25 protein-coding genes are annotated in these 25,245 nt (G+C 69.4%); 9 read left to right on the top strand and 16 right to left on the bottom strand.

The annotated features are described in order from the left end of the window. Window position 1: 1 nt before the first annotated feature. Both AB0H54_RS23770 and AB0H54_RS23765 read right to left on the bottom strand, forming a co-directional pair. A complete protein-coding gene (locus AB0H54_RS23770; RefSeq protein ID WP_357347935.1) occupies window positions 2–745 on the bottom strand; it encodes a hypothetical protein in 744 nt (247 codons plus the stop codon). Window positions 746–850: 105 nt separating this feature from the next. Further along, window positions 851–1,459 (bottom strand): TetR/AcrR family transcriptional regulator, encoded by a 609-nt coding sequence (locus AB0H54_RS23765; RefSeq protein ID WP_355278751.1) that lies wholly within the window; start codon window positions 1,457–1,459, stop codon window positions 851–853. 103 nt (window positions 1,460–1,562) lie between these two features. Here AB0H54_RS23765 and AB0H54_RS23760 point away from each other — a divergent pair, with 103 nt between their 5' ends. Further along, window positions 1,563–2,531 carry a hypothetical protein gene (locus tag AB0H54_RS23760; RefSeq protein WP_357347932.1) on the top strand — a complete coding sequence of 323 codons (969 nt, stop codon included), beginning with the start codon at window positions 1,563–1,565 and terminating at the stop codon, window positions 2,529–2,531. A 36-nt stretch (window positions 2,532–2,567) separates the two neighbouring features. Next, complete coding sequence (locus tag AB0H54_RS23755) at window positions 2,568–3,275, top strand: MafI family immunity protein (protein WP_357347930.1); 708 nt, start codon at window positions 2,568–2,570, stop codon at window positions 3,273–3,275. An 18-nt stretch (window positions 3,276–3,293) separates the two neighbouring features. On the opposite strand, the gene AB0H54_RS23750 is transcribed toward AB0H54_RS23755, so the two are convergent. After that, window positions 3,294–4,904, bottom strand: a complete 1,611-nt coding sequence (locus AB0H54_RS23750) for a GMC family oxidoreductase N-terminal domain-containing protein (RefSeq protein ID WP_357347928.1) — start codon at window positions 4,902–4,904, stop codon at window positions 3,294–3,296. A 137-nt stretch (window positions 4,905–5,041) separates the two neighbouring features. Here AB0H54_RS23750 and AB0H54_RS23745 point away from each other — a divergent pair, with 137 nt between their 5' ends. After that, window positions 5,042–5,890 carry a hypothetical protein gene (locus AB0H54_RS23745; protein WP_357347926.1) on the top strand — a complete coding sequence of 283 codons (849 nt, stop codon included), beginning with the start codon at window positions 5,042–5,044 and terminating at the stop codon, window positions 5,888–5,890. A gap of 6 nt (window positions 5,891–5,896) precedes the next feature. Here the strand turns inward: AB0H54_RS23745 and AB0H54_RS23740 are convergent, their stop codons facing one another. The 10 genes from AB0H54_RS23740 to AB0H54_RS23695 all read right to left on the bottom strand — a co-directional run bounded on the left by AB0H54_RS23740 (window position 5,897) and on the right by AB0H54_RS23695 (window position 13,634). Then, on the bottom strand, window positions 5,897–6,667 hold the full coding sequence (locus AB0H54_RS23740; RefSeq protein WP_355278765.1) for an ESX secretion-associated protein EspG: 771 nt from the start codon (window positions 6,665–6,667) through the stop codon (window positions 5,897–5,899). Then, on the bottom strand, window positions 6,654–7,964 hold the full coding sequence (locus AB0H54_RS23735) for a hypothetical protein (RefSeq protein WP_357347924.1): 1,311 nt from the start codon (window positions 7,962–7,964) through the stop codon (window positions 6,654–6,656). The genes AB0H54_RS23740 and AB0H54_RS23735 overlap by 14 nt, the downstream gene beginning before the upstream one ends. Continuing rightward, window positions 7,961–8,341 carry a hypothetical protein gene (locus tag AB0H54_RS23730; protein ID WP_357347922.1) on the bottom strand — a complete coding sequence of 127 codons (381 nt, stop codon included), beginning with the start codon at window positions 8,339–8,341 and terminating at the stop codon, window positions 7,961–7,963. Before AB0H54_RS23730 ends, AB0H54_RS23735 begins: the two co-directional genes overlap by 4 nt. Window positions 8,342–8,351: 10 nt before the next feature. After that, window positions 8,352–8,933, bottom strand: coding sequence for a DUF3558 domain-containing protein (locus tag AB0H54_RS23725; protein WP_357347920.1), 582 nt, complete (start codon window positions 8,931–8,933; stop codon window positions 8,352–8,354). A gap of 128 nt (window positions 8,934–9,061) precedes the next feature. Continuing rightward, on the bottom strand, window positions 9,062–9,571 hold the full coding sequence (locus tag AB0H54_RS23720) for a hypothetical protein (RefSeq protein ID WP_357347918.1): 510 nt from the start codon (window positions 9,569–9,571) through the stop codon (window positions 9,062–9,064). Then, window positions 9,568–11,424 carry a hypothetical protein gene (locus AB0H54_RS23715; RefSeq protein ID WP_357347916.1) on the bottom strand — a complete coding sequence of 619 codons (1,857 nt, stop codon included), beginning with the start codon at window positions 11,422–11,424 and terminating at the stop codon, window positions 9,568–9,570. Before AB0H54_RS23715 ends, AB0H54_RS23720 begins: the two co-directional genes overlap by 4 nt. Further along, window positions 11,424–11,714 carry a type VII secretion target gene (locus AB0H54_RS23710; RefSeq protein ID WP_357347914.1) on the bottom strand — a complete coding sequence of 97 codons (291 nt, stop codon included), beginning with the start codon at window positions 11,712–11,714 and terminating at the stop codon, window positions 11,424–11,426. The genes AB0H54_RS23715 and AB0H54_RS23710 overlap by 1 nt, the downstream gene beginning before the upstream one ends. 127 nt (window positions 11,715–11,841) lie before the next feature. Further along, entirely contained in the window at window positions 11,842–12,291 is a 450-nt protein-coding gene (locus AB0H54_RS23705; protein ID WP_355278784.1) for a Fur family transcriptional regulator, read from the bottom strand. A 4-nt stretch (window positions 12,292–12,295) separates the two neighbouring features. Further along, window positions 12,296–12,646, bottom strand: coding sequence for a metalloregulator ArsR/SmtB family transcription factor (locus AB0H54_RS23700; protein ID WP_355278787.1), 351 nt, complete (start codon window positions 12,644–12,646; stop codon window positions 12,296–12,298). Between the two features lie 82 nt (window positions 12,647–12,728). Then, a complete protein-coding gene (locus tag AB0H54_RS23695; protein ID WP_357347911.1) occupies window positions 12,729–13,634 on the bottom strand; it encodes a hypothetical protein in 906 nt (301 codons plus the stop codon). Between the two features lie 204 nt (window positions 13,635–13,838). On the opposite strand from AB0H54_RS23695, the gene AB0H54_RS23690 reads away from it, so the two are divergent. Together AB0H54_RS23690 and AB0H54_RS23685 are read left to right on the top strand one after the other, a co-directional pair. Then, window positions 13,839–15,224, top strand: coding sequence for a glycine--tRNA ligase (locus tag AB0H54_RS23690; RefSeq protein ID WP_316573924.1), 1,386 nt, complete (start codon window positions 13,839–13,841; stop codon window positions 15,222–15,224). A 149-nt stretch (window positions 15,225–15,373) separates the two neighbouring features. Beyond that, complete coding sequence (locus tag AB0H54_RS23685) at window positions 15,374–16,645, top strand: acyltransferase (RefSeq protein WP_357347909.1); 1,272 nt, start codon at window positions 15,374–15,376, stop codon at window positions 16,643–16,645. Window positions 16,646–16,663: 18 nt separating this feature from the next. Here the strand turns inward: AB0H54_RS23685 and AB0H54_RS23680 are convergent, their stop codons facing one another. Beyond that, window positions 16,664–17,482 (bottom strand): MerR family transcriptional regulator, encoded by an 819-nt coding sequence (locus AB0H54_RS23680; protein ID WP_355278799.1) that lies wholly within the window; start codon window positions 17,480–17,482, stop codon window positions 16,664–16,666. Between the two features lie 45 nt (window positions 17,483–17,527). Continuing rightward, window positions 17,528–19,501, bottom strand: coding sequence for a TPM domain-containing protein (locus AB0H54_RS23675; protein ID WP_357347906.1), 1,974 nt, complete (start codon window positions 19,499–19,501; stop codon window positions 17,528–17,530). Between the two features lie 114 nt (window positions 19,502–19,615). On the opposite strand from AB0H54_RS23675, the gene AB0H54_RS23670 reads away from it, so the two are divergent. The 4 genes from AB0H54_RS23670 (at window position 19,616) to dnaG (ending at window position 24,965) form a co-directional block, all read left to right on the top strand. Beyond that, window positions 19,616–20,293: an MBL fold metallo-hydrolase gene (locus tag AB0H54_RS23670; RefSeq protein WP_357347904.1), complete on the top strand. Its 678-nt coding sequence runs from the start codon at window positions 19,616–19,618 to the stop codon at window positions 20,291–20,293. Window positions 20,294–21,052: 759 nt separating this feature from the next. Further along, the gene (locus tag AB0H54_RS23665; protein ID WP_355278805.1) at window positions 21,053–21,745 is read left to right on the top strand and encodes a YdcF family protein; all 693 of its coding nucleotides are present in this window, start codon (window positions 21,053–21,055) and stop codon (window positions 21,743–21,745) included. Window positions 21,746–21,751: 6 nt separating this feature from the next. After that, window positions 21,752–23,005, top strand: a complete 1,254-nt coding sequence (locus AB0H54_RS23660; protein WP_355278807.1) for a deoxyguanosinetriphosphate triphosphohydrolase — start codon at window positions 21,752–21,754, stop codon at window positions 23,003–23,005. A 25-nt stretch (window positions 23,006–23,030) separates the two neighbouring features. Beyond that, complete coding sequence (gene dnaG / locus AB0H54_RS23655) at window positions 23,031–24,965, top strand: DNA primase (RefSeq protein ID WP_357347902.1); 1,935 nt, start codon at window positions 23,031–23,033, stop codon at window positions 24,963–24,965. A 1-nt stretch (window position 24,966) separates the two neighbouring features. On the opposite strand, the gene AB0H54_RS23650 is transcribed toward dnaG, so the two are convergent. Beyond that, window positions 24,967–25,212 carry a hypothetical protein gene (locus AB0H54_RS23650; protein WP_355278813.1) on the bottom strand — a complete coding sequence of 82 codons (246 nt, stop codon included), beginning with the start codon at window positions 25,210–25,212 and terminating at the stop codon, window positions 24,967–24,969. Window positions 25,213–25,245: the final 33 nt, after the last annotated feature.

Genomic DNA, 25,245 nt, shown 5'->3' with positions numbered 1-25,245 from the left:
GTCAGTTCGAGGGCTTCCAAGTGATCTTGCCGCCCTGGAAATCCTGGGCCTTGCCGCCCTGGTAGTCGTATTCGTCGCTGGTCGGGTAGCCGTAGCGGCCGCCTTCGGAACCGGCGCGGATCCAGTCGGCCTGGATGCTGCCCCACACCGCGTGCGCGCCGGTCGTCGAGGACCAGTAGATGGCGCCGGTCGGGAACAGCGAGAACTGGCCGTCGCCCTTGCCCGCCTTGGAGACGTCGCTGAGTGGGAAGCCCAGCGGGCTGGACTCCCAGCCGAGCGCGGCCCACTTGTCCCGGATCGGGCCGCTGATCTGGTGCGCGCCGGTACCGACGGACCAGTAGATCGAGCCCTTCTGGAAGTGGTTGTAGCGGCCGCTGCCACCCGGGGTCGACTCCTCGCGGGTGACCGGGTAGCCGAGCTTGCCGCCCTCGTTGCCGAGCTCGGCGAACTTGTCGCGGATCTGCCCGGCGACGGTGTTGGCGTTGGTGTCGGGGTGCCAGTAGATCGCCGCGTTGTTGGCGAAGGTCTGGTACTTGCCGCCCGCCGCGGCGTCGGATTCGGGGGAGGTGGGGTCACCGAGCGCGGCGCCGCCCGCCTGGTCGTATTCGATCTCGATGGCGCCGCCCACCTCGAAGTCGCCGATCTTGCGTGCCTGGGCGGTGCCCGCGAGGGCCAGCGGCAGCACGGCCGCGGCCGCCAGGACGGCGATCCCGCGCGATCGAAGGGTTCGTCGGTGAAATGCCACAGGAAACTCCCTGGTCGAATCGTTGTTCGGTGTTTTCGGCGCTCGACCCCGACCGGCACCGCACCCGAACCTACCCGCTCGACCGCGTGCGTAACAGTGAGCTTTCTAACCCGCACCGCCCGGTTCGATCGTCATCAGCACGTCGATGCCACGGGCGAAGGTGTCCGGGTCGGCGTCGCCGAGCAGCAGGTGCTGCAGCATGAAACCGGGCAGCACCCCGATGATCGCCTTGGCCAGCGCGTCCACGTCGGCGTCGGGCGCGATCCAGCCCAGGTCCCGCATCCGCACCGCGTACTCGCGCCACAGATCACGCATGGACGCGATCGCGTGGCGCACCGGAACGCTCGCTTCGGGCTGGACCATCGCCAGCGCCCAGGCCTGCGGCGCCAGCCGGAGGGGACCGTCCGGCCCGCCACGTTCGATCACCTCGGCGGTCACCATGCGCACCACCTCGGCGGGCGTCGGCGGGGTCTCGCTGCGGATGATCTCGGCCATCCGGCCGCGCAACGGGGTCATCGTCTCCACGATCAGCGCGAAGATAATGTCGTTCTTGCTGGCGAAATAGCGGTAGACCGCCCCCGCGGACAGTCCGGACTCGGCGAACACGTCCTGCATCGACGTCTCGTGGAAGCCCTTGCGGGTGAAGCATCGCTGCGCGGCCTCGAGGATCTGTTTCCGGCGGCGCTCCAGGTGTTCTTCGCTGACTCGGGGCATGGGTCAAAAATAAAACGAATATCCGTTCTTGACAAGGATGCCCCGCTGGTGGGACCGTGAAGCCACCAAAAAGAACGAACATTCGCTTTTAAGGGAGAATGTCATGTCGATCACCCGACGAGCAGTGGCTCTCGGCCTCGCAGCCACCCTGCTGCAGGCGCTGCTCCTGATCGCCTTCGCCTGGCCCGCCGTCAACCTCGCCCCGCGCGATCTGCCCATCGCCGTCACCGGCCCGCAGTCCGCGCAGGTCACCCAGCAGTTGCAGCAGCGCAGTCCCGACGCCTTCGAGATCACCACCCTCGCCGACGGTGCCGCCGCCCGGACGGCGCTCACCGACAACGAGATCTACGGCGCCGTCGTCACCGGCGAGGGCGCGCCGCAGGTCCTGGTCGCCTCGGCCGCCTCACCCGCGGTCGCCCAGCAGCTCACCGCCCTGGCCCAGCAGCTCAGCGGTGCCCCCGCCGCGCCGGTCCAGGACGTCGTCGCCACCGACCCCGACGACCCGCGTGGCGCGGGCTTCGGCTCGATGGTGCTGCCGCTGGTGATGTCCGGCATCGCGGCGGGTGTCCTGCTCACCCTGCTGATCCCGAGCCTCGGCGGCCGCCTCGCCGGCCTGCTCACGTTCGGCGTCGCCGGTGGTCTGCTCAGCACCCTGGTCTTCCACACCTGGCTCTCGATCGTCCCCGGCTCCTACCTGGAACTCGCCGCGATCGCCGGCCTGGCCGCCTTCGCGGTCTCCGCCACCATCGTCGGCCTGGCCGCCGCCATCGGCCGCCCCGGTATCGGCCTCGGCGCGCTGCTCATGCTCCTCATCGGCAACCCGTTCTCGGCCGCCACCTCCGCCCCCGAACTCCTGCCGCAGCCCTGGGGCGCCATCGGCCAGCTGTGCCCGCCCGGCGCGGCCGCGTCGCTGCTCCGCTCGGTCGCCTACTTCGACGGCGCGGGCGCGCTGGCTCCGCTCGCGGTGCTGCTCACCTGGTCGGCGGCCGGTCTCGCCCTGCTCGGCGTCGGCGCACTGCGCTCCTCGGCCACCCCGGAGGCCACCCCGGCACCGGTCGCCGTTCCCGCCTGAGATTCCTCGCGAAGATGCTCCGCACGAACGACTTTCGTGCGGAGCATCGCCGTGTCAGCGGTCCGCACGTCGATGCAGCCGTGGCACGCCGGGATCGACTTGGCTACGGTGGCGAAGAAAGCGGAGTCCGAGGGGGGAAGTCATGAGTGCGGACCGGAACCGACCCGCATCGGCCCACGCGATGGCATCCCCCGCACCCTCCCTCCTCGATTCCTTGGTGGTCTGATGAACGAAGACGACACGATGTTGCTCGGGTTGGTCGACGATTCACCGATCACCTCGTCCGCGATCTGTGACGACATTCGGGAGTTGGTCGGGGCGGGCGAGTACGGAATCGCCTTCGACACTCTGTGTTCGTCGCTGTACGAGGACGAACACCAGATCACTCGTGCGTATTTCGAGCGGCTCCAGGCTGCGGCGAAGTCGCTCTACCTTCCTCGAACTACCGATGGCCTGTGCGAACTGATAGCCGACACGAGCATCGAAGCGATGGCCACACGCGGCGACTACGCGCTGCTCAGATGGTTCGGACGCAAGTTTCCCGGTCTGCTCGTTCAGGGTGACACGCTCAGCGTCCTGAACGAGACCCTCGCCGAACTGAAAGACCTCCTGAACACCGGCGACATCGAGGAGGCCACCTTCGTCCTCGGCGAATTGACTCGAACGATGCACGGTCTACAGACGTCGTACGAGGACATGATGAAGTCGGCGAAGATCGCGCTTCCCTATGCGAAGCGCGACTAGTCCGGAACTTCAGCCGTCTCAGCCGTTCAGGATCAGGGCGGCGCATTTCTCGCCGATCATGATCGTGGGGGCGTTGGTGTTGCCGCCGGTCACGCTGGGCATGATCGAGGCGTCGGCGACGCGGAGGCCGTCGATGCCGCGTACGCGGAGGTCGGGATCCACGACCGCGCGGTCGTCGACACCCATGCGGACCGTGCCGACCGGGTGGTAGACGGTGTGGATGCGGTTCGGTAGTTCCGCGCGCATCGCGGCCGGGTCGGTGAAGTCCGCGCCCGGGATGATCTCGCCCTGGTTGTCGCCGGTTCCCGCCATGATCGCGCGGACCATGTCGATGCCTTCCAGGAGCACCTCGGTGTCCGCGGGCGCCGTCAGATAGGCCGGATCGATGAGTGGCGCTGCCCTCGGATCGGCCGAGGCCAAGCGGACGGTGCCCCGGCTCTCGGGGTAGATGAGCGCGGGGAAGACGCTCTGACCCGGCTTCTTGGTAGCCGGGACGACGCGCTTGTCGGAGTCCTGATTCGGTGACGGATACACCCAGTACAAACTGAGCAGTTGCAGGTCGGGGATCTCGCGCGCGTGCGAGGTGCGCACGAAGGCGACGGACTCGAACGAGGAACCGGCCGCCCACGACGATCCCGGACGGAGCTGCTCGGCCGCCAATCCGCGCAGGAAATAGGGCGCTGTCGGCTTGCGCAACGCCGACCGCATCCGGAAGGAGAGCGGGACGAACAGATGGTCGTGCAGGTTGTCGCCCACCGGCAGATCCGCGACGACCGCGATACCGTGCTCGGCCAGGTGCGCGGCGGGGCCGACCCCCGACAGTTGCAGAATCTGCGGCGACCCGAACGTGCCCGCCGAGACGATGACCTCGCGCGACGCCCCGATCACCCGCGTACCGCCGTCGACCAGGATCTCCACCCCCGTCGCCCGCGAGCCGTCGACGACGATCCGCGTCACCGTTGTCTCCGTGAGCACGACGAGATTGGGCACCGGGTCCTCGTGTAGGTAGCCCTTGGCCGCGGAGTACCGCACACCGTGCGCGGCGCTCTGCTGGAAGACCGCGACACCTTCCTGACTCGCCCCGTTGTAGTCGTCGATCTCCGGCACACCCAGGCGTGCCACGGTGGCGTCCATGAAGGCACGTGCCGCGTCGGTGATGCCGTGCTGGCGGGTGACCTTGATCGGACCGCCCGCCCCACGCCATGCGTTCGCGCCGCCCTCCCAGTCCTCCATCCGCTGGAAGTACGGCAGCACGTCCTCGTAGGCCCACCCGCGACAGCCTTCGGCGGCCCAGTCGTCGAAGTTCTGCCGGTTACCCCGGACGAAGAGCATGCCGTTGACCGAGCTCGACCCGCCGAGCACCCGGCCGTGCGTCATGGGAATCCGGCGGTCGAGCGCATGGTGCTGCGGTGTCGACTTGTCGCCCCAGTCGAACAGCTTCTTCAGCTGCGGCGTCGAGTGCATGACATTGATCGCGCCGGGAATCCGGAACAGCGCCTTCGCCCAGCCCTTGTCATCGGCCGTACCCGCCTCGATCAGCACCACGGCCGCGCCGCTGTCGGCGAGCCTGCGCGCGACCGCACAGCCCGCGCTCCCCGCTCCCACGACGATGTAGTCGGCTTCGGTCACAGTGTTCTCCGGTCAGGAGTCGACCTCTACGAACCCCGAATTCTATCGCGATCTCCCGCGCGCCGGAAACGTCTCGCTAGCATCGGGGAAGGCGACCGACGGTGTCGTAGTTGCCGATTCTGATCGGAGGAATCGTCGTGGGTGGTGTGGTGGTGGCGCCGCGCGGGATGCGGTTGTCCGGGCGTGGGGTCGCGGGGCTCGGCGGGATGGCGGTGTTGCTCGGCATCGCGTTCGTGCTCGTTCCGGGGATCGTGGCGGGATGGGGATCCGAGGGCGGGATCGGCAGTGAAGGAGAGCTGCGACGGGCGCTGCGGGTGGCCTTCGCCGGGTACTGGAGTTCCGGGGACGGGGAGTTCTCGCCCGCGCTGAACGACGTGGTCGAGTACTGGTTTCGGTACCACCTGGTCAAAGGGCTGATCGCCGTTGTGCTGCTGGGGGTGCTGGCGGTGCTGGCCGCGGTGCTGTGGGATGCCGTCGGGCGGGACAGCGATGCGGGGTGGGTGCGTCGGCTCGCGCTCGGCACGGCCGGCGCGGTGGTCACGCTGTTCGCGGTCCTCGCCCTGCTCGCGGTGATGGCGAATGCGCAAGGCGCGGTGGCGCCCTACGCGTCGGTCTTGCCGATGCTGTTCGACGATCCCGTCGGGCCCGAATTGGCCGGGACCTTGGCGGAGGTGAATCGGCAGTTGGCGGTGTCGGCCGAGGCGGGTTCTTCGCCCGCGCTCGAGGTGATGATCGACGACTTCACGCGCTATCACGTGGCGATGGTGGTGATTTCGTCCGTGGTCGCGGTGGGCTTCGGCATCGCGACCATGGTGCTGTGGACACGGCGGGCGGGGAAGTCGTCGGGGGAGCGGGCGGTGCTCGCCGGGCTCGGGTTGCTCGCGATGGGGTTGGCCGTGGTGTTCGTCGTTGTCGCCGTGGCGAATACGACGACGGTCGCGGAACCGCTGCCCGCGCTGCGAGCACTGTTCGACGGTGGGTGGTGACGGCGCTCAGGCGAGGCGTTCGTCGGGCTCGCCGAATTCCTGGTGGTAGCGCTGGGCCCGGGCGAGCATGCGACGGATGCCGGCGATCATCCGGTCGGTGGGCAGCGGTTCGGCGATGATCGGATCGCCGGTTTTCACGTAGTAGCGGCCGTCGTCGTAGTCCATCCACCAGAAAGTGCGGCCGGGACCGGGCCGGGCGTCCACGGCGGGTCCGGAGAAGGCGGAGATCTCGCCGAAGGCGTGGCGTTTGCGGCGGAAGACGCGATTGAGCTGGTCGGCGGAGCTGAGCTGGCCCGCCCGGTATTCGAAGTGTTCCTCTTCGGCGGCGAGCTGTTCGCGCCGGACCTCCACCGGCGGCTTGGTCCCCGCCTTCGCGCGGGGCAGGGCCGCGACCGCGAGGGCGGCGACCTGATCGGCGGTGCAGTACGTCATGACGACGTCACCGCCGATGTCCTCGGCCGGACCGCGGGCCTGCGTCAGGGTCGCGCCCGCGCGGCCGCGGATCGCGCCGTGGAAGCGCACGACATTCGAGTCGTCCTGCCCGACATAGCCTTTGGATTCGACCCTGGCCTCGGGTTCGAGCAGCACGGCCAGAGCGTATTCGACGGCGGGGTCGTACTTGCCGAGCAGCTTCTCGACCGCCGCCTCCCGGTGCCGCTTCAACTCGTCGAAGTCGGTGATGTCGGTGCGGTACTGCAACGGGTAGGGCAGCCGGTCCCGACCGTAACCCGACCACAGGATCTCGAACTCGATGCCGGTGAATTCAGCCCGCTGCACTGTCGCTGTCTCCGCCGATCACCGGGGGCACGGTCCGGAGCCCGTCCGTGCCGATCAGTAGTTCGCCGTTTTCCTGGGTGATCAGGTAGTCGGGGACGCCCTTCGTCCGTTCGTCGTCGGATCCGCCGCGACCCGCGCCCGGCGCACCCATCCCGCCCATGCCCGCCGCACCGCGCGCCCCGGTCGCCGCACCCGCGCGACCCGCCGCGGCGGCCGCGGCGGCGGGGGACTGGCTACCGGGAGTACTGCGACCCGTTCCCGGCGTCGACGGCGACCCGCCGCCGGGTGAACCGCCCGAACCGCGCCCGGTGCCGGTGGGGCGACCTGTTCCCGGCGTGGTCGTGCCCGGGGTCGTCGTCCCGGGAGCGGTCGTCGTTCCCGGGGTGGTCGAACCCGGGGTTGTGGTGTTCCCCGTGGTGGACTGCGGCGTGGTGCTCTGCGCCGTGGTCGACCCGGCGTCGGTGGACGACGGCGTGGTCGACGACGAGGTGTCGGTGTCCTCGGGGGAGGTGCCCTCGCCCGGCGTCTCCGGCACCGTGCCGTCGGTGGTCGCACCGTCGGTCGTGGTCCCGCCTTGGGTCCCACCGGTATTCGTGCCGCCGTTGCCGCCCGTCACGCCGGTGTCACCGGTCCCGCTGGTGATCGTCGGCGCGGAGGGCAGAAAGGGGACACCGTTGTCGGTCTGGACGGCCACCTGACCGTAGACGGTGCGCAGGATCCGGCGACCCTCGTCCTCGGCTTCCTTCTGGTTGTGCTCGTCGACCTTCATCACCCCGTCGCCGGGCAGGGTCTTGCCGGTGACCGACTCCCGCGCGGTCAGACCCGGCATGAGCGCCTGGGTCTCCTCGATCCCGGTCCGCATCTCGGACAGTTTCAGGCTGATCGCCGTCGCCGCCTGAGACAGCGGAATCGACTGCTCCGCATAGTTGTTCACCGCGGTCACCGCCGCCGACGCGGCGGCGCCCGTCCACCCGCTGTGCCCGTTCGCGCCGGTGACGGTGCGGGCGAACTCCTGATTGAACTTGTAGAACGTCCCCATCAGGTTCATCCCGATATTGGCCCACGCCGTCACCGCGTCGTCGACGAGTTTCGGCTTCATCGCCGCCACCGCGGCCTGCATCTGCGCGAGCGACATGCTGTCGTAGCTGTCGGGCGTGGTGATGTGCGGGGGCTGGGTGTCGCCGCCGAAGATCGTGGCGTAGTTGCCCTGCTGCTGCCGGTCGTAGATGCGGGTGCGCTCGTCGTTCCACTGCTGCTGCGCGGCGATGACCCTGCTCTTGTACTCGTCGTAGGTCACTGCGGTTCTCCTGTCGCGGAGATCTCGGTGGCGAGGGCGCCGTCCTGGGCGACGAAGTTGGCAATCGCTTTGGCGACAACCTCTTTCGCGGTCTGGACTGCTTCGATGTGCTGCTGGATCACCGTATCCAACGCTCGGTCGCTCCCCGAGGCGGTGAGGGAGAACTTCTTCTCCAGAGTGACACCCGAGTTGAGGGTGCCGAAACCGGAGATGAAGCTCACGGTGCCGATCTTTCCCAGCACCTCTTCGAGCCGATCGAGGTGGTCGTCGCAGACCCTGTCCAGGTCTCGGCCGACCTCAGGATCTAGAGCCAACTCTCCCGAATTTGCCTGGGAGAGTAGCTGCTTCCACTCGGTTGGATTGATGCCTAGTGGCATGTGCGCCCCCTCACACCGTAGGAAGGTACTGGGCCAGTGCCCCGCTAACGCGCTGGGCTTCGCTGCACGGAGGGAGCGCTCCGACTGCGCTGTACCGGTTCTGCACCTTGAAGACAACTGTTCCGGCAGGTACCTCGACGGCAACGAAGCAGGTTTGATCGTGGATGGCGCCCACCGGACGGAACTCGAGCGCCGCACGTGAGCCGATGGTGAGTGTGTTCCACTCGCTGTAGTCGGTTCGCTGCCTGACTTCGGCCAAAGAACGCTCCGACGACATGACAGCGAGACCGTATTTCCGGCCCTGATCGTTCCAGTTGCAGACTTTCCATCCGGTGAAGTCGACGCCCGCGGCTCCTGATTCTTTGCTACCGGCCTTCAGCCCGGCCGCATCGATCGCCGAATCCGGCAGCGAACACGGATCCCACACCTTCGCCTCGGCATCCACCGAAGTCGGGCTCGCCGCCACGCTCACCGCGGTCGTCGTCGGCGCGGCCGTTCCCCCTCCGCTGTCTCCGCAACCGGCGACCACCAGCCCGATGGCGGCGATGCCGACGGCCTTCCACGCATGGCCTCCCACTGTCATGTCGACCATCCCCTCCTGGTGTAGACAGCTGTGCGCTCGTGCCCGAGCGATGACGGCTGTGCAGAGTCTAGTCCGAACCTCGATCGCACTGCCGGGTCGTCCGATGGCGCGCGGTGCGGTGCCCGGCCGGTCGGCCGTCACTCCGCCGCGCACGGGGAGGTGGAGGCCATGATGAACCGCACCTCCTCGTTGTTCTTGCCGACCCGCGTCCGCGACGACGCCACCGAGAACCCGCGAGAGTCCCGGTAGTACCTGCTCACCGGGTCTTCGGAGGGATTCTGGCTGGGCACGAGGGTGAAGCCGCGGGCGGTCATCGCCTCGAGATTCGCCATGGCGCGGTCGATGAATTCCTGCGAGGGATTGACCTCCTGCCTTTCGTACCTGGGGTGCCAGGGCGGGCCTTCCGAACGCAGCGAGTTCGGGTCGGTCCGGCAACCTGCCCCCAGATCGACCTTGTCCGGCTCGACGGTGATCGGCCTAGGCCAGATGAGCTCGAAATTGTCCGCGACGATGGGGCGTGCGGCGGCCACGGTCAAACCGGTGGTGTCCTTGACCTGTTGATTGGTTGGACCTTCGTGAATCCAGCCGGAACATCCGGCGAGGGTGACCGTCACGATCGCGAGAGCGGCAAGCGTCATCGATTTCATGAGATATCGATCTTCGGGCCGAGTTCGGGGTTGTCCGTGATACGTGGGTTCGCGTAGGGGTCGATCTCGAGGCCGAGCGCCCCGGCAGCACGGCCGGCTGCTGCTGCTTTCGCGGCATCGAAGCCTTCTTTGCTGCCGTTGCCGTTGTCGCCCAATCCGATATCGACGTAATCCGTTTCGATCCCACGCTCGACATATCCGGTGGCCTCGGTGCCCTTGATGACGCCGACGATGTTCTCGAACGCGGTGGACCCCGGATCGTCCCAGTAGTCGCCGTGGCCCTCAGCTCCGAACACCACCTCGTCCGCGTGCTCCCGGGAAGTATCGCTGTAGAAGCCGGTGTCCAGGCGAATGACGCCAGGCACCTCGTCCGGATCCCCACCCAGCGCCTCGGACGCGTGCGGATTGCCGGGGAGATGGATTCCGCCCGGAATATTCAGTCCCCCTTCGGGATACGACTGCACCACCCCGATCAGATCGCCCGGCGCCGTCATCGAGTACCGCTGCACGTTCGGGTTCGGGTTGTTCCAGCCGGTGTCGAATACGCCGGTCCCCGCGGAGGAGGCGTGCAAGGCGCGATCCGCGCGCAGACCGAGCTGCTCGGCGGAGCCGACGATCGAACCGCCGTAGGAGTGGCCGACGTAGGTCACCGGAGTGCCGGGGGTGCTCGCGGCCACCTCCCGGTCGATCTCCTGACCGAACTCCACCAGCTTCGGTGCCATGTCGGCGGCGAACCGGGGGCTCGGCGCACCGTCGGAGAGGCTGGTCAGACTCTGTGGGAAATCGCCTTCCATATAGAGGAAGACGGGGCTGCCGGTCTGGTCGGCGAGATTCCACGCGGCGACGTGATTGGAACCGGACCCGTTCAGGTTGGTCGAGGTGCCGGGAACGTACACGCCGACACCGGGTGAGCCCGCCTTCATCGAGCCGAGCATCTCGATCATCCGGCCGTTGCCCTCGGTGCTGAACATGACGAACTTGCGGTCGACCATGTCGAGCCGGGGCGTCGCGTTGTCGCCGGTCGCGGCGGCGGCAGCGGTGAGCGTGCCGGTGCCTTCGGGATTCGGGATCGGCGCGAGCATCGCCTCCAACTGCTTGACCCGTGATTCGTCGGGATCCGGTTTCGCCTTCTCCGTCGTCAGCGCGTTGCGGATGTTGATCTCGTTGGCCTCGATCCGCAGGGCGAACGGCACGCCGTTGAGATTGCCGAGTTTCTCCGGCGCGGCGATCACCAGCTGACGTTGCGCCTCGGGGCTCAGCCCGGCCAGGAAGGTCGCGCGCTCGTCGTCCGACATCGCGGCCAGCTGGATCGCCACGGCATCGGGGTCGCGGACGGTGCCGTCGGCGAGGGTGATGTCGGGCTGGCCGTCGCGGATCGCGGTCAGGTCGGCCAGCGATTCCTTCAGCCGGGTACCGAACTGGCTGTCCAGGCGCTCGATTTCGTCCAGGCCGCCGAACAGGTTCAGCTGGAAGACGCCCGCCGCGCCCTCCTTCTCGGGATCGGAGTGCGAGACCCGGCCGTCGGGCTCGACCTGGAAACCCTGGCCAACGGCCGAGGTTCGCTGGTCGAGGACGTAGGTGCGGGCGTGCTTCAGGCCCTGGTACGCGTCTTCGGCGTCGTCGGCGATCCGCAGCAGCACGGTGCGTACTTCGTAGCCGTGGTCGACTTCCTCGTCGATCCGGCTGCCCGCCGCGTCCCTGGTCCGGCCGTGCCAGCCGCCGGCCGTGGCAATGGCGCGCGAGCAGTCGTCGACCGAGGTGGACACGACATCGGCACTGGCGCGCGCGGCGTCGGCGGCGCGGTGCAGGCCGTCGAGGTTCCAGCCGTCGAGCTGGGGGAGGGTCGGGCGCATCAGCGGGAACCCAGCTTCCCGATCTCGCCCGCGATCTCGGCGTCCTTCGCCTGGATGTCGGCGGAGAACTTGTCGATCAGGTCGGCCAGGGTGGTGTATCTGGTCGAGATCGAGGACATCGCCTGCTGCGCGGGGTCGGTCATGGCGCGGACGGTGGCGAGGACATCGCTGCCCTCGCCGGTGGCCTCGCCCATGGCCGACCAGGCGAGCGTGCCGACCGTGTCGGCCTCCTGCCGCCACGTCGTCGCCAGCGATTTCAGTTGATCGGGTTCGACACCGAGTGTGCTCACGATTGCCCCCTCCTTCGGCGCCGAGGCGGCCACGGGCCGTCGGTACCACCGTGCGGATCGGTCTCTTCGTGAAGGTTGGACGGGGCAGTCGAACCGGGGGTTCCATCATGTGACGTGAGTCACATAGCTAGACCGTCGCGGTCTCGTCCTTCTCGGCGCGGGCGCGGGCGTCGACGCACTCGCGGCAGGTGCCGAAGATCTCCAGGGTGTGGCTGACCTCGGTGAAGCCGTGCTCGCCCGCGATGGTCGCTGCCCACGCCTCGACCGTCGGGCCCTCGACCTCGACGGTGCGGCCGCAGTGGCGGCAGACCAGGTGGTGGTGGTGCCCGCTCGAGCACTGGCGGTAGACGGACTCGCCGGAGTCGGTGCGCAGCACGTCGACCATGCCCGCGTCGGCCAGCGACTGCAGGGTCCGGTAGACGGTCGTCAGGCCGATGCCCTCGCCGCGCTTGCGGAGCTCGTCGTGCAGTTCCTGGGCGGAACGGAATTCGTCGATATCGCTGAGCAGCGCCGAGATCGCGCTGCGCTGCCGGGTGCTGCGGATCCCGACCTGCTTGCCGGAGGGATTGTCTGCCACCGGATTACCCTTCCTCGGCGTGGGCGACGGCGTCGACGACGATGTGTGCCAGATGGTCGTCGACGAGTTCGTAGAGCACCTCGCGGCCCGAGCGCTCGCCGTGCACGACGCCCGCCGACTTGAGGATGCGCAGGTGCTGGCTGACCAGCGGCTGGGTGACCCCGAGGGCGTCGACCAGTTCGTGCACACAGCGCGGCGACTCGCGCAGCTGCAGCACGATCGCGATCCGCACCGGAGCGGCCAGCGCGCGCAGCAGCTCGCCCGCGTCCTCGAGCACCTGGCGCGCGGGCACCGTGGCGGGGGCGGGGGAGTGATACGGGCTGTGCGCGTGTGCGGCCGTGGCATCGGTGGTCATCAACCAACTCCTTAATGGAAACCGATGCCATTTTGACATGCAGACGTGCGCATGTCGAACGTGGCGCGCTGAGCTGCGGCGATCAGCAGTTGCTGTGCTCGTCCAGCGGCGCGTTCGGATCGAAGTAGGCCTCCACCGGCTGGCTGCTCGGGCCGGTGGCCAGGCCGGTGTCGCTGTAGCCCGGCGCCAGGAACCCCCTGCGGACCATCGGGCAATTGGCGCCGAAGGTGAACCCGCGCGTCGCGCCGAGGTGCAGGCCCTGGGACTCCTCGGCGTACCGCGAATCCTCGACCCACTCGTAGTCGACCTCCCAGCGGTCGACGGCCACGATATCGAGTGGGTCGTCGAGCTGGGTCACGTTCCAGGCCTCGAAGGCGTAGGCCACCAGGTAGTTGGTGCTGATCACCAGTTCGCCGTCGGGGCCGACGCGCGGCGTCATCGTGCCGATCACCCTGGGCGTCGCGGGCAGCAGCGAATAGCCCTCGGCGATCTTGGCCGACACCCACCAGGTCTCGGCCTCGTTGCCCGGCCGGATCAGTTCGCGCGCGCCGGTGGCCGCCTGGGCCGACAGCAGCGCGAGCACCGGCTCGGCGTCGTGGGATTCGAGCACGTGGCGATTCAGCCGGGCGGCGACGATCACCTGCCGCACCCGCTCCATCACCGCGGCCACCTGCTCGGCCGGGTACCGGCCCACCGCTGTCGCCGGGGCGACGACGACTCCGGCCTCACCTTCGGCCCAGGTGATCGCGGGCGTATTCAGGAACGGCCGCGCCGGATCGATCGCGGCTCGCTCGGGGACCCTAGGCAGCACCAGGGTGGGCGCGGCGCCGCGGTCCATCCGCAACAGCACCAGGGTCACCGCGAGCAGCAGCGTCGCCACCAGTGTCAGGACGGCGACGGCGGCCGCCCGTTTCGACCGCGGTCGCACGGACTCGGCCGGGCGACGCGGGGCCGCGGCATCGAACGGATCGGATGGCAGCTGATGCATGACGAACCCCCCGGTTCGAACTCGACTGCCTCCATTGAAGAACACCGGCGGACACCATGCCGCCGGTTGTTCGAGAATGTGCCGAACCTGTCGCCGAGCGGCCGTCGCGGCGCTACTTCGCCCGTGCGGTGCAAAACCGGTTGGCCGGTGCCGATACCCTTGTCGACATACTTGTCCGACTCCCAAGGGATGGAGAAATCTCGCGTGGCACCCAAGTCGAAGGTGGACACCGTTGCCAACCTCGCCAAGCGCCGGGGCCTGGTTTACCCGTGCGGTGAGATCTACGGAGGCACCAAGTCGGCGTGGGACTACGGTCCGCTTGGCGTCGAACTGAAGGAGAACATCAAGCGGCAGTGGTGGCGGACCATGGTCACCAGCCGCGACGATGTCGTCGGCCTCGACTCCTCGGTGATCCTGCCGCGCCAGGTCTGGGAGGCCTCCGGCCACGTCGAGACCTTCTCCGATCCGCTGGTCGAGTCGCTGCACACGCACAAGCGCTACCGCGCCGATCACCTGCTCGAGGCGTACGAGGAGAAGCACGGCCACCCGCCGGCCAACGGCCTGGCCGACATCAACGATCCCGAGACCGGCCAGCCGGGCAAGTGGACCGAGCCGAAGAACTTCTCCGGCCTGCTCAAGACCTTCCTCGGCCCGGTCGACGACGAAGAGGGCCTGCACTACCTGCGCCCCGAGACCGCGCAGGGCATCTTCGTCAACTACAAGAACGTCGAGACCACCGCGCGCAAGAAGCCGCCGTTCGGCATCGCCCAGATCGGCAAGAGCTTCCGCAACGAGATCACCCCCGGCAACTTCATCTTCCGAACCCGCGAGTTCGAGCAGATGGAGATGGAGTTCTTCGTCAAGCCCGGCGAAGACGCCGAGTGGCACAAGTACTGGATCGAGACCCGCCTGGCCTGGTACACCGACCTCGGCATCGATCCCGACAACCTGCGCCTCTACGACCACCCCAAGGAAAAGCTGTCGCACTACTCGGCCGGCACCACCGACATCGAGTACCGCTTCCGCTTCCAGGGCAGCGAGTGGGGCGAGCTCGAGGGCATCGCCAACCGCACCGACTACGACCTGCGCACGCATTCGGAGCACTCGGGCACCGACCTGAGCTACTTCGATCAGGCCTCCGGTGAGCGCTACATCCCGTACGTCATCGAGCCGGCGGCCGGTCTGACCCGCTCGCTGATGGCGTTCCTGGTCGACGCGTACACCGTCGACCAGGTGCCCACCGCCAAGGGCACCACCGAGGAGCGGATCAGCCTGCGGCTGGACCCGCGGCTGTCGCCGGTCAAGGCCGCGGTGCTGCCGCTGTCGCGCAACGCCGACCTGACGCCCAAGGCCAAGGACCTCGCCGCGCAGCTGCGCAAGCACTGGAACGTCGACTTCGACGACGCAGGCGCCATCGGCCGCCGCTACCGTCGCCAGGACGAGATCGGCACCCCGTTCTGCATCACCGTCGACTTCGACACCCTCGACGATCAGGCCGTCACGATCCGCGAGCGCGACTCGATGGCGCAGGAGCGCATCGCCCTGGACAAGGTGGAGTCCTACCTCGCCACCCGCCTCCTCGGCGCCTGATACCGACCGCCCGGAGCCCGCGTCGCCACGTGCGACGCGGGCTCCGCGCGTTCCCACGCGACGATCGCGCACGGGCTGCGGCGTGCAGGTGATCACAGTACGTACCCGGCGGTTTGCGTCGGTGGGCCGCGTGCCTCACTCTTTCCGTTGTGCTGTGGGAACCGGAAGACGTGCTGCGGGAGCTCGACCCGTCGGAACAACGATTCGTTCGGCACGCCACCTTCACCGGACGCTCGGTGACCCTGCGCGGTGAACTCGACGCGGCCGCCCTCGGCGCGGCCTTCGCCGCACTGCAACACGCCTTCCCGATCCTGGTCTGCCGGATCGTCGAGGACGACACCGAGACCGGAATCCTGGTGCGCCCCGGGCACATCGAGCCGGTCGGCGCCTGGGTGAGTTTCGGTGATCCCGACGAGGTACGCATCCCGACCGAGTCGATGGATCCCGGCGCCCAGCTGGGCTATCTGGATGTGGTTCTCGCCGAAGAGGATCGGGCCAGGGTCACGCTGTTCGTGCACCACAGTGTCGCCGATGCCGGGCACTGTGTGGAGCTGTTCGAGCGGCTGTGGGGGTACTACACCGACCACGTGGAGACCGGCACCATCGCGGCCGCCGCCCGGGATTACCCGGTATCGCTGGAATCGCTGCTGGCACGGCGGGGGACCACGCGCGGACCGAAGTCGGGGCTCGAAGCCGTGATCCGGCCGCTGGTCGTCGCCGACGCGGTCGGGGTCGTCGAACCCTCGCCACCCGCGACGCCCGCGCTGGCGCGGCCGGACCGGATCCACCTGGATCCCATCGAGACGGCGCGGGTCCTGGAACTGGCGCGCACCCACGCGGTGAGTGTGAACGGGCTGGTCACCGCGGCGGCGTTGCGCGCCTTCGCCGCGCTCTACGATGTCGCGCAGGTCGGTTGTCTCTACCCGGTCGATATGCGCAGGCGCCTCGACCCGCCGCTCGCGGCCGCCGCGGGCACCAATATCTCCGGCCTGGCCGCGTTCACCACCGACGTCACCGAGACCGACGACATCGTCGCGCTGGCCCGCCGGATCGGCACCGCGCTGCACGACGACCTGGCCGGTGGCGTGATCGAACAGTCGGTCCTGCACTTCCCCGACTTCTTCGGTCCCACCCGCGTGCACTCCACCGCCGGGCACATCGCCCTGACCAATACCGGCACCGTGCCCACCTTCCGCGCGCCGGCCGGGCTGATCCTCGACGACTACGAGATCGTCTACCTCTCGGCCCACCCCCGCCCGTCCACCGGCGCCTCGGCGGCCGTGACCTTCCTCGTCTACACCTACCTCGGCCGGCTCACCCTGGCCAGGCTCGGCGGCGGACCGCGGGCGAGCGAACTGCTGCCCGCGCTCGCCGCCGAGCTGACCGGCCGCCCCGCGGCGGCGGAGGCGGCCAGCGCCTGACCGGGCCTTCCGCGGCAATCAGCGCGGCGCGATCGGTTCCTGGAGCTCGGTGACCCATCCGGCGGGGTCGGGCGTCCACTCCAGGGTGACCTCGCGGACCGGAGCCGCGGTGCGGTACCCGTTGTCCTCCACCCAGCGGCCCAGCGCCTGCCAGGCCGCGCCGATCCCGTCGACACTGCCGCGGTGGATGGTGGTCGCCACCCGGCCCTGGGCGGGCAGGTCGACGATCGAGAATCCCGGCGCGGCATCGGGTTCCACGTCGACCGGCACGCACGCGTGGATACCGACGGTGCCGTCGGGCAGCTCGCGGTAGTACGCGATGGCGGGCCCGACCACGGGGATCCCGGCCTCGGTGATCTGCTCCCAGAGCCCGCCGAACAGCGGCTGGATCACGGGGCTGATCGCGGCGGGCTCGAATCCCGCGGCGACCCCGGTCGATTCGGCCACCCGGACCGCGGGCAGCGACTTGACGACGACATCCTGATCGGGCATGACGCCCTCCTTCTCGATGATGCGGAGTCGCACCTCGACCTCGGTCAGCCGAGCGCCGTCGGCCGCGATCCGCTGCTCCAGCTCCGCCCGGCGCACCGCGAGCATGCCGCGCAGCTCGTCGGGCCCGGGGCCGGGGTCGAGCATCCGGCCCACCTGTTCCAGGGTGAACCCGAGCTCCTTGAGCGCGACGAGCCGGTTGAGCCGGGCCAGCTGGGCGGCCGCGTAGAACCGGTAGCCGGTGGCCGGGTCGACCCGGGCCGGCCGCAGCAATCCGACGGCGTCGTAGTGGCGCAGCATGCGCACCGACACCTGACCGTGTCTGGCGAAATCTCCGATACTGAACATGACGCCTTCCGGTGTACGGCCTCACACGGTGTGAGGGTCAAGCGCTCAGAATCGGCCGCCCCGGCTGACCCGGCGCGACCCCGACGAGCCGCCGTAGGACCCCGGCCGGTACCCGCCGCCGCCACCGAAACCGCCGCCACCGCGCCGGGTCGCGCCGCCGATCGAGCCGCGCAGGAAGCCGTCGAGCAGGATGCCGCCGAGCACCGCACCGGCCTGTGAACTGCCCGCCACGGGCTGTCGCGACTCCCACGCGCGCACGCTGGCCTGCGCCTGCTGCAAGGCCTGTCCACCCAGATCGGCGGCGGTCTGCGCGCTGACGAGCGCGCGCTCCGGCGCGGTGGCCGCGAGCCCGCGGGCCTCGGCGAGATGACGCTGGGCCTCCGAGAGCCGGGTCCGCGCCTCGGCGTCGACGCCACCGCGCCGGGTGGTGATGAACGAGGACGCGGCGTCGATGCGGGCGGCCGCGTCGGTGAGCGTCCGATCGAGCCTGCGCCGCAGATCCTCCACGGCGAGTTTGCGATCCGAGGCGGCCGCGATGGCCCGGTCCAGCTCGGCGTCGGCGGTGACGGCGTCGTGGAAGGCGTCGAGCGGATCGGATTCGGCACCGGTGGCGGCGGTGTTCAGCGTCGTGGTGGCCGCGCCGACGGCCGCGGCCAGTTCGGGCCCGCCGTACTCGGTCAGGGCCGCCGCGGCCGCGAGGTCGGCGCGGAGTTCGTCGAGGGCGGCGGGCAGGCCGTCGCGGGCCTGCTGGATGTTGGTCGCGGCCTGGTCCACCGCGTCGAGCAGCGTGCGGGCCTGGCCGATCGCGCCCTCGGCCGCGCGGATCGCCGCGACCGCGCCGCCCTGCTGCCCGACCGGCTGGGTCAGCGCGGTGCGGGCGGTGTCGATGTTCTGCTCGGCGAAGGTGATCCGTTCTGTCGCCATCCGCACGTTGTCGTGGATCGGCGCCAGCACCGAGGCGGGGTAGGCCGAATCCAGCCGGGCCAGTTCGGTGTCGGACGCGGGTGTGCGCGCGGTCAGGTCGACGATGTCGCGGGTCAGCCCGTCCAACCGGGCGGGCGCGTCGATGAGCAGATCGCGCATGGCGTCGAAATCGGCCACCTGGGCGTCGAGTTCGCGGTCGGCCTTGCCCGCGGTGGAGATCAGGTCGATCAGCATGCCGCGCTGCTGGTCCGGGGTTTCCGGGACGGCGTCGTCGAGCTGCTGGCGGATCGTGAATGCCTTCGCGGTCGCGGCGCGGGCTGCGTCGAGCGCGGTGCGGAACGGCGTCACCGCGGTCTCGCCGAATTCGCTGGTGGCCAAGGCCAGTTCCTCGGTGCTGGTGCGCACGGCGTCGTCGATCTCGACGAGCCGTTCGCGCGAGAGCGCGTGCAGCGTCGGCAGTGACAGCTTCGCCAGCGCACCCGAATCCGCCGGGTCGACCGCGCGGGCATTGCTCAGTTCGGCCCGGTCCCGATCGCGACGACGCTTGCGGGAGAACAGGATCAGCCCGCCCGCCCCGACGACGACCACCAGCCCGATGCCGACCAGCCAGCCCCACGGCACGCCGGCGCCGCGCATCGCCGCGCCGATGCCGTCGGCGGTATCGACCCCGGCCTGCGCCCATTTGCGTTCGCGCAGATCGGGTTCCACCGTGCTCGCGAGCAGCGTGTCCAGCTCGCCATCGGTGACGCCGTCGGGCAGGGTGCCGTGCAGCCAGTAGCCGCGATCGTCGACGGCGACCGCGAGCAGCAGATCGCGGTCGGCGAAGCCGGAGAGCTCGGCGGTCCGGGCGGCCCAGTCCCGCGGCGCCTGCGCGGCGAAGTTCCGCACGTAGATCACCCAGAGCTTGACCTGGTGATCGCGGTAGAGCTGATCGACGGCCGCGAGCACCCTGGCCTCGTCGGCGCCGCTGAGCACCTCGGCGGTGTCGACCACCTGCGGTCCCATCCGCGCGGGTGGCTCGGCGGTCGCGCCCGCCGCGCACAGCAGGCTCAACGCGGCCAGCACCGCGCAGAGCAGACCGGCCGTGGCGCGCACCGGAACCGATCGTGGGGCCGAACTCTTCCTCGACTGCCGCATGTGTCGAATCTAACGGGCGCACGGCAACGACGCGGGTACGACAGCGCGCAGCGTGGCTTCTACGATCGGCGGATGGCCACAGTCGATCGTCTCTACACCGGACATGTCACCGCGACCGGAGCCGCCCAGCAGCGGGATGTCCCCGGCGCCCGCATCGTGAAGATGTCGGTCGGTCCGATGGACAACAACACCTACCTCGTGCAGAGCACGGCCACCGGCGCCGCGATCCTGATCGACGCGGCCAACGACGCCGCCCGCATCCTCGAGCTCACCGGTCAGGAGACCCCCGGCCAGATCGACCTGATCGTCACCACCCACCAGCACCCCGACCACTGGCAGGCACTGTCCGAGGTCACCGCCGCGCTCGGCGTCGAGACCGCGGCCCACCCCCTCGACGCCGACCCCCTGCCGGTGCGGCCCGACCGGCTGCTCGCCGACGGCGACACGGTCCAGGTCGGCGATATCGTCCTCGAAGCGATCCACCTGCGCGGCCACACGCCCGGTTCCATCGCCCTGGCGCTCGTCGACGGCGCGGGCCGCGCCCACCTGTTCACCGGCGACTCCCTGTTCCCCGGTGGCGTCGGCAAGACCCACAACCCGGCCGATTTCGACACCCTGCTCACCGACGTCACCACCAAGCTGTTCGACCGCTTCGCCGACGACACCGTCGTCTATCCGGGCCACGGTGACGACACCACGCTCGGCGACGAGCGCCCGCACCTCGCCGAATGGCGGGAACGAGGCTGGTGAACCGGCCAGAGACGGAGCAACGGCACCAGGCCCGGGCCCTGATGCCGTTGCTCCGACGGTTCTGACGCCGCCTACTCCAAAACGGTGATCACACCGCCGACCCGATGGACCTTCTTGATGGTCCGGGGACGGAATATCCAGTGGAAGATGACTGAATCTCCGCGGGACACCGTCACCGCGAAGGTCTCGTTGTCTAGCTGGGTCACGTGGCCGCTCCGGAATCGAGATTCGGGGAGGTCGCGCGGAGATACCTGTTAGGGCGGGCACCCCCTTCGAGGAGCCGTGAAAAACACAACAAATCAGGTTCGCGCATCCTGGTTGTGGGAAACCCTTATGTGGAACCTTCTGCGGCCGGTCCACGGGGATCGACCGATGCCGCCCGGTGCGCGGGCGACCGTGGGAGGGACACCCGGTTGCCCGGACCACCCAGCAGAGGTGTCCTGGTGTCGTAGCAGGCCACCGTTTTCAGTACACGCCCCTGACCAGGCAATTGTCGAGTAGTTGGACTACTCGAATCGAAGCGGCGCGCTCGTTCCCGCCACAGCCGTGACCACACCGGCGCCGGACACCGCGGCATTCGGCGCGAAACTCACCCCCGCCGGGCTGGTTGGCACACAGCCCGCTGGTCCGTTCGATGGTCGAGATCGCCGCGCGGATCACCTGGGCGGACGGTCCCGCTGTCGGTCGTTCACCGGACCGGAATCCGGTGGTGACCGCTGGCATGATCGGTCGTCGGCCGGACCTGGCACACTGATCAGGATGAAATCGGGTTTCCCGCGCACGGCCGCACCTGCCCCGGATGCTCGTCGCCCGCACGGGCTCGCGTCGTCGGTCTCGCGATGGATCGGCCGGTTGATCGCCGGTGCGGTGCTGATGGGCGTGGTCCTCGTGGCCGGGACCGCCTTCCGGGTGTGGCAGGTCGCCCGCATCGACGACTACACCAAGGCCGACGCGATCGTGGTGCTCGGCGCCGCGCAGTACTCGGGCACCCCCTCGTCGGTCTTCGAGGCGCGGCTGTACCAGGCGTGGCGGCTCTACGAGGTCGGCGTCGCGCCCCGGGTGATCACCGTCGGCGGCAAACAAGAGGGCGACCTCTACACCGAGGCCGCCTCGGGCAAGCGCTACCTCGAGGACAAGGGCGTCCCCAGCGAGGACATCCTCGCGGTGGAGACCGGATCGGACACCCTGCGCAGCGTCGAAGCGGTCGCGACCGCGATGACGGCGCGCGGGATGTCATCGGCCGTACTCGTCAGCGATCCGTGGCATTCACTGCGGACCAGGACGATGGCTCGCGACGCCGGACTGGACGCGTGGACCGCGCCGACCCGCACCGGACCGGCGGTCTACACCAGGGAATCGCAGTTCCACGGCATCGCCCGCGAGACCGGCGCGCTGCTCTGGTACCAGCTGACCCATTTCTCGGCAGACTTCTCTTACACGGCGGGACAGTGAGATTCGATGAGCGACAGCTACACCCCGCACGACCGGGAACGGATGGTCCACGAGCCGGGCAAGACCGCCTGGCCGGGCGCCGCGGACAAGGGCCACCGCAGTGAGTTCTCCCGCGACCGGGCCCGCGTGCTGCACTCGGCGGCGCTGCGCCGCCTCGCCGACAAGACCCAGGTCATGGGCCCGCGCGAGGGCGACACCCCGCGCACCCGGCTCACCCATTCGCTCGAAGTGGCCCAGATCGGCCGCAGCATCGCCGACGGCGTCGGCGCCGACCCCGATCTCGTCGACCTGGCCGGCCTCGCCCACGACATCGGCCATCCGCCCTACGGCCACAACGGCGAACGCGCCCTCGACGAATTCGCCGACGAATACGGCGGTTTCGAGGGCAACGCGCAGAACCTGCGCATCCTGACCCGCCTCGAACCGAAGGTGCTCGACCCGGCGGGGGAGAGCGCCGGGCTCAACCTGACCCGCGCCGCCCTGGACGCGACCCTCAAATACCCGTGGGGCAGAAGCGGTTCCGGCACCAAGTTCGGCGCCTACGAGGACGACCTGGAGCGCCTGGCCTGGGTGCGCAAGGACGCGCCGGACCGCAAGCAGAGCCTGGAATGCCAGATCATGGACTGGTCCGACGACGTCGCCTACTCGGTGCACGACGTGGAGGACGGCGTGATCGTCGGCCGGATCGACCTGCGCGCCCTGGCCGACCCCAGCGAACAGGCCGCCCTCGCCGAGCAGGGCCACGGCCAGCACCCGGACCAGTCGATCGACGCGCTGGCCGCCGCCGCGCAGCGCCTGTCCGAACTCGACGTCGTCGCCGACGCGGTGGACTACGACGGCACCTTCGCCGCCTCGGTGGCGCTCAAGCGGCTCACCAGCGAGCTGGTCGGCCGGTTCGCGACGGCCGCGATCGCCGCCACCCACGAGCGGTACGGGCCGGGCCCGCTCATCCGCTACGAGGCCGACCTGATCGTGCCGCCGATCGTGGCCGCCGAGGTGGCCGTCCTCAAGACGGTCGCCCTGCGCTACGTGCGGTCCGACCGCGGCCACCTGGCCCGCCAGCAGACCCAGCGCGAACGGGTGCAGGCCGTCGCCGACCGCCTGCTCACCACCGCGCCCGCCCACCTGGACGACCAGATGCTGCCCTGGTGGAACGCCGCCACCGACGACACCGCCCGGGTGCGCGTGGTGATCGACCAGATCGCCTCCTACACCGAGAGCCGCTTCGAGCGCGTCGCCGCCTCGCTGGACTGCCGCTGAGCCGGCCCGACTAGACTCACTGATCGTGGCCGGACGAATCCCAGATCGCGATATCGCGGCGATCCGTGACCGGGTCCGGATCGAAGATGTCGTCGGTGAGTACGTCGCGCTCAAGCGCGCGGGCGCCGACTCGATCAAGGGCCTGTGCCCCTTCCACGACGAGAAGTCGCCGTCGTTCCACGTGCGGCCCAACCACGGCCTGTTCCACTGCTTCGGCTGTGGTGAGGGCGGTGACGTCTACAAGTTCCTGCAGCAGATCGAGCACATCGGCTTCGTCGAGGCCGTCGAGCAGATGGCCGACCGCATCGGCTACCAGATCAACTACGAGGGCGGCGGCACCTCGGTCCAGCGCGACCGCGGTACCCGCTCCCGGCTGGTCGCCGCCAACGCGGCCGCGCACGAGTTCTACATGGCGCAGCTGCGCGAGCCCGAGGCCGAGACCGCGCGCAAGTACCTGACCGACCGCAACTTCGACGGCGCCGCCGCCCAGCAGTTCGGCTGCGGCTACGCGCCCGGCGGCTGGGACGCGCTCACCAAGCACCTGCTGCGCAAGGGTTTCGAGTTCAAGGAGCTGGAAGCGGCCGGGCTGTCCAAGCAGGGCAAGCGCGGGCCGATCGATCGGTTCCACCGCAGGCTGCTGTGGCCGATCCGCAACCTCGGTGGCGAGGTGATCGGGTTCGGCGCGCGCAAGCTCTTCGACGACGACACCATGCCCGGCAAGTACGTGAACACGCCGGAGACGTTGCTGTACAAGAAGTCCCAGGTGCTCTTCGGGCTCGACCACGCCAAGCGCGAGATCTCCAAGGGGCATCAGGCCGTCGTCGTCGAGGGCTACACCGACGTGATGGCCATGCACCTGGCCGGGGTGAAGACCGCCGTCGCCTCGTGTGGCACCGCCTTCGGCGAGGAGCACCTCCAGGTGCTGCGCAGGCTCCTGATGGACGACAACTTCTGGCGCGGCGAGATCATCTACACCTTCGACGGTGACGCGGCGGGCCAAGCCGCCGCTCTGAAGGCGTTCAGCGGCGATCAGCGCCTGGCCGGCCAGACCTACATCGCCGTCGCCCCCGACGGTCAGGACCCGTGCGAACTGCGCCAGCACTCCGGTGACGCCGCGGTCCGCGATCTGGTCGCGCGCCGGACCCCGCTCTACGAGTTCGTGATTCGCGGTCTGCTCGCCGAACACAACCTCGACGACGTCGAGGGCAGGGTCGAGGCGCTGCGCCGCACCGTGCCCGTGGTGGCCCAGATCAAGGACAACGCGACCCGCAAGGGCTACGCGACCAAACTGGCGGGCTGGGTCGGCTGGGACGACATCCAGCTCGTCGTCCGTCGCGTCGGCGAGGAAGCCAAGAAGAACCGGATGGGCGGTGCCGCCGGTCCGGGCAAGCAGGCCGGAAAGGCGAGCGCCGAACCCATTGCCGCGCCGCGAGTCGAGGAGAGCTCCTCGGTGCGCCCGGCGCCCAACGACCCGGTGCTGCTCGCGCAGCGCCAAACCCTCAGCGCCGCACTGCAATACCCCGGCATCGCGGGTGTGGTGTTCGACTCCATCGACACCGCCGCGTTCACCCATCCGGCCTATGTGGCCGTGCGCATCATGATCGCGCAAGCCGGTGGCACGGCGGCCGGGCTCGGCGGCGCGGAGTGGGTCGCGGCGGTGGCCGACCACACCGACGATCTGATGACGCGCGCGCTGGTCTCCGAGCTCGCCAACGAGCAGCTGCCGGTGCGCTCCCAGAACGACATCCCGCGCTTCATCACCGGCGTGCTGGCGCGCACCCAGGAAGCCTGGGTCGGCCGTCAGATCGCCGAACTGAAGTCGAAGCTGCAGCGACTGTCGGCCAGCGAGGAGCCCGACACCTACATGACCCTGTTCGGCGACCTGGTCGCGCTCGAGCAGTACCGCAAGAGCCTCGCCGCCCAGGCGATGGGCAGCGAAGGCTTCGCGGCGGGCGCCTGAGTCAGCGGCGCAGCTGGTTGTGCGGCACCAGCACCGTGGTGCGCTCGTCGATCGGCGTCATCGGCTCCAGCTTCGGCTGCGTGCTCAACTTGTCGGACAGCTTCTGCCGGCTCACCGACACCAGCTTCTTCGTCACCGGGCTCCCCGCGACGGCGCGCGTCGCCGCACTGATCTGCTCGTAGCGCGCGCGCCCGGCCTTGGTGCCCAGCACATAACCGGCCGCTACGCCGATGATCAACCGCAGCATCTCCTGGAGCTCCTCCCACGTCTGTGTGCGGGC

The sequence above is a fragment of the Nocardia sp. NPDC050718 genome (assembly GCF_040654235.1).
Lineage (GTDB): Bacteria > Actinomycetota > Actinomycetes > Mycobacteriales > Mycobacteriaceae > Nocardia.
Note: the sequence above shows the minus strand (reverse complement) of the source record. Positions and strands in the feature narration are given on the sequence as shown.

Bases quoted from the DNA above. Each gene is read 5' to 3' on its own strand.
- AB0H54_RS23765 (WP_355278751.1), bottom strand. From the start codon at position 1,459: ATGCCCCGAGTCAGCGAAGAACACCTGGAGCGCCGCCGGAAACAGATC.
- AB0H54_RS23760 (WP_357347932.1), top strand. From the start codon at position 1,563: ATGTCGATCACCCGACGAGCAGTGGCTCTCGGCCTCGCAGCCACCCTG.
- AB0H54_RS23730 (WP_357347922.1), bottom strand. From the start codon at position 8,341: ATGCCACTAGGCATCAATCCAACCGAGTGGAAGCAGCTACTCTCCCAG.
- AB0H54_RS23725 (WP_357347920.1), bottom strand. From the start codon at position 8,933: ATGGTCGACATGACAGTGGGAGGCCATGCGTGGAAGGCCGTCGGCATC.
- AB0H54_RS23720 (WP_357347918.1), bottom strand. From the start codon at position 9,571: ATGAAATCGATGACGCTTGCCGCTCTCGCGATCGTGACGGTCACCCTC.
- AB0H54_RS23715 (WP_357347916.1), bottom strand. From the start codon at position 11,424: ATGCGCCCGACCCTCCCCCAGCTCGACGGCTGGAACCTCGACGGCCTG.
- AB0H54_RS23700 (WP_355278787.1), bottom strand. From the start codon at position 12,646: ATGACCACCGATGCCACGGCCGCACACGCGCACAGCCCGTATCACTCC.
- AB0H54_RS23695 (WP_357347911.1), bottom strand. From the start codon at position 13,634: ATGCATCAGCTGCCATCCGATCCGTTCGATGCCGCGGCCCCGCGTCGC.
- AB0H54_RS23680 (WP_355278799.1), bottom strand. From the start codon at position 17,482: ATGTTCAGTATCGGAGATTTCGCCAGACACGGTCAGGTGTCGGTGCGC.
- AB0H54_RS23670 (WP_357347904.1), top strand. From the start codon at position 19,616: ATGGCCACAGTCGATCGTCTCTACACCGGACATGTCACCGCGACCGGA.
- AB0H54_RS23665 (WP_355278805.1), top strand. From the start codon at position 21,053: ATGAAATCGGGTTTCCCGCGCACGGCCGCACCTGCCCCGGATGCTCGT.
- AB0H54_RS23660 (WP_355278807.1), top strand. From the start codon at position 21,752: ATGAGCGACAGCTACACCCCGCACGACCGGGAACGGATGGTCCACGAG.
- AB0H54_RS23650 (WP_355278813.1), bottom strand. From the start codon at position 25,212: ATGCTGCGGTTGATCATCGGCGTAGCGGCCGGTTATGTGCTGGGCACC.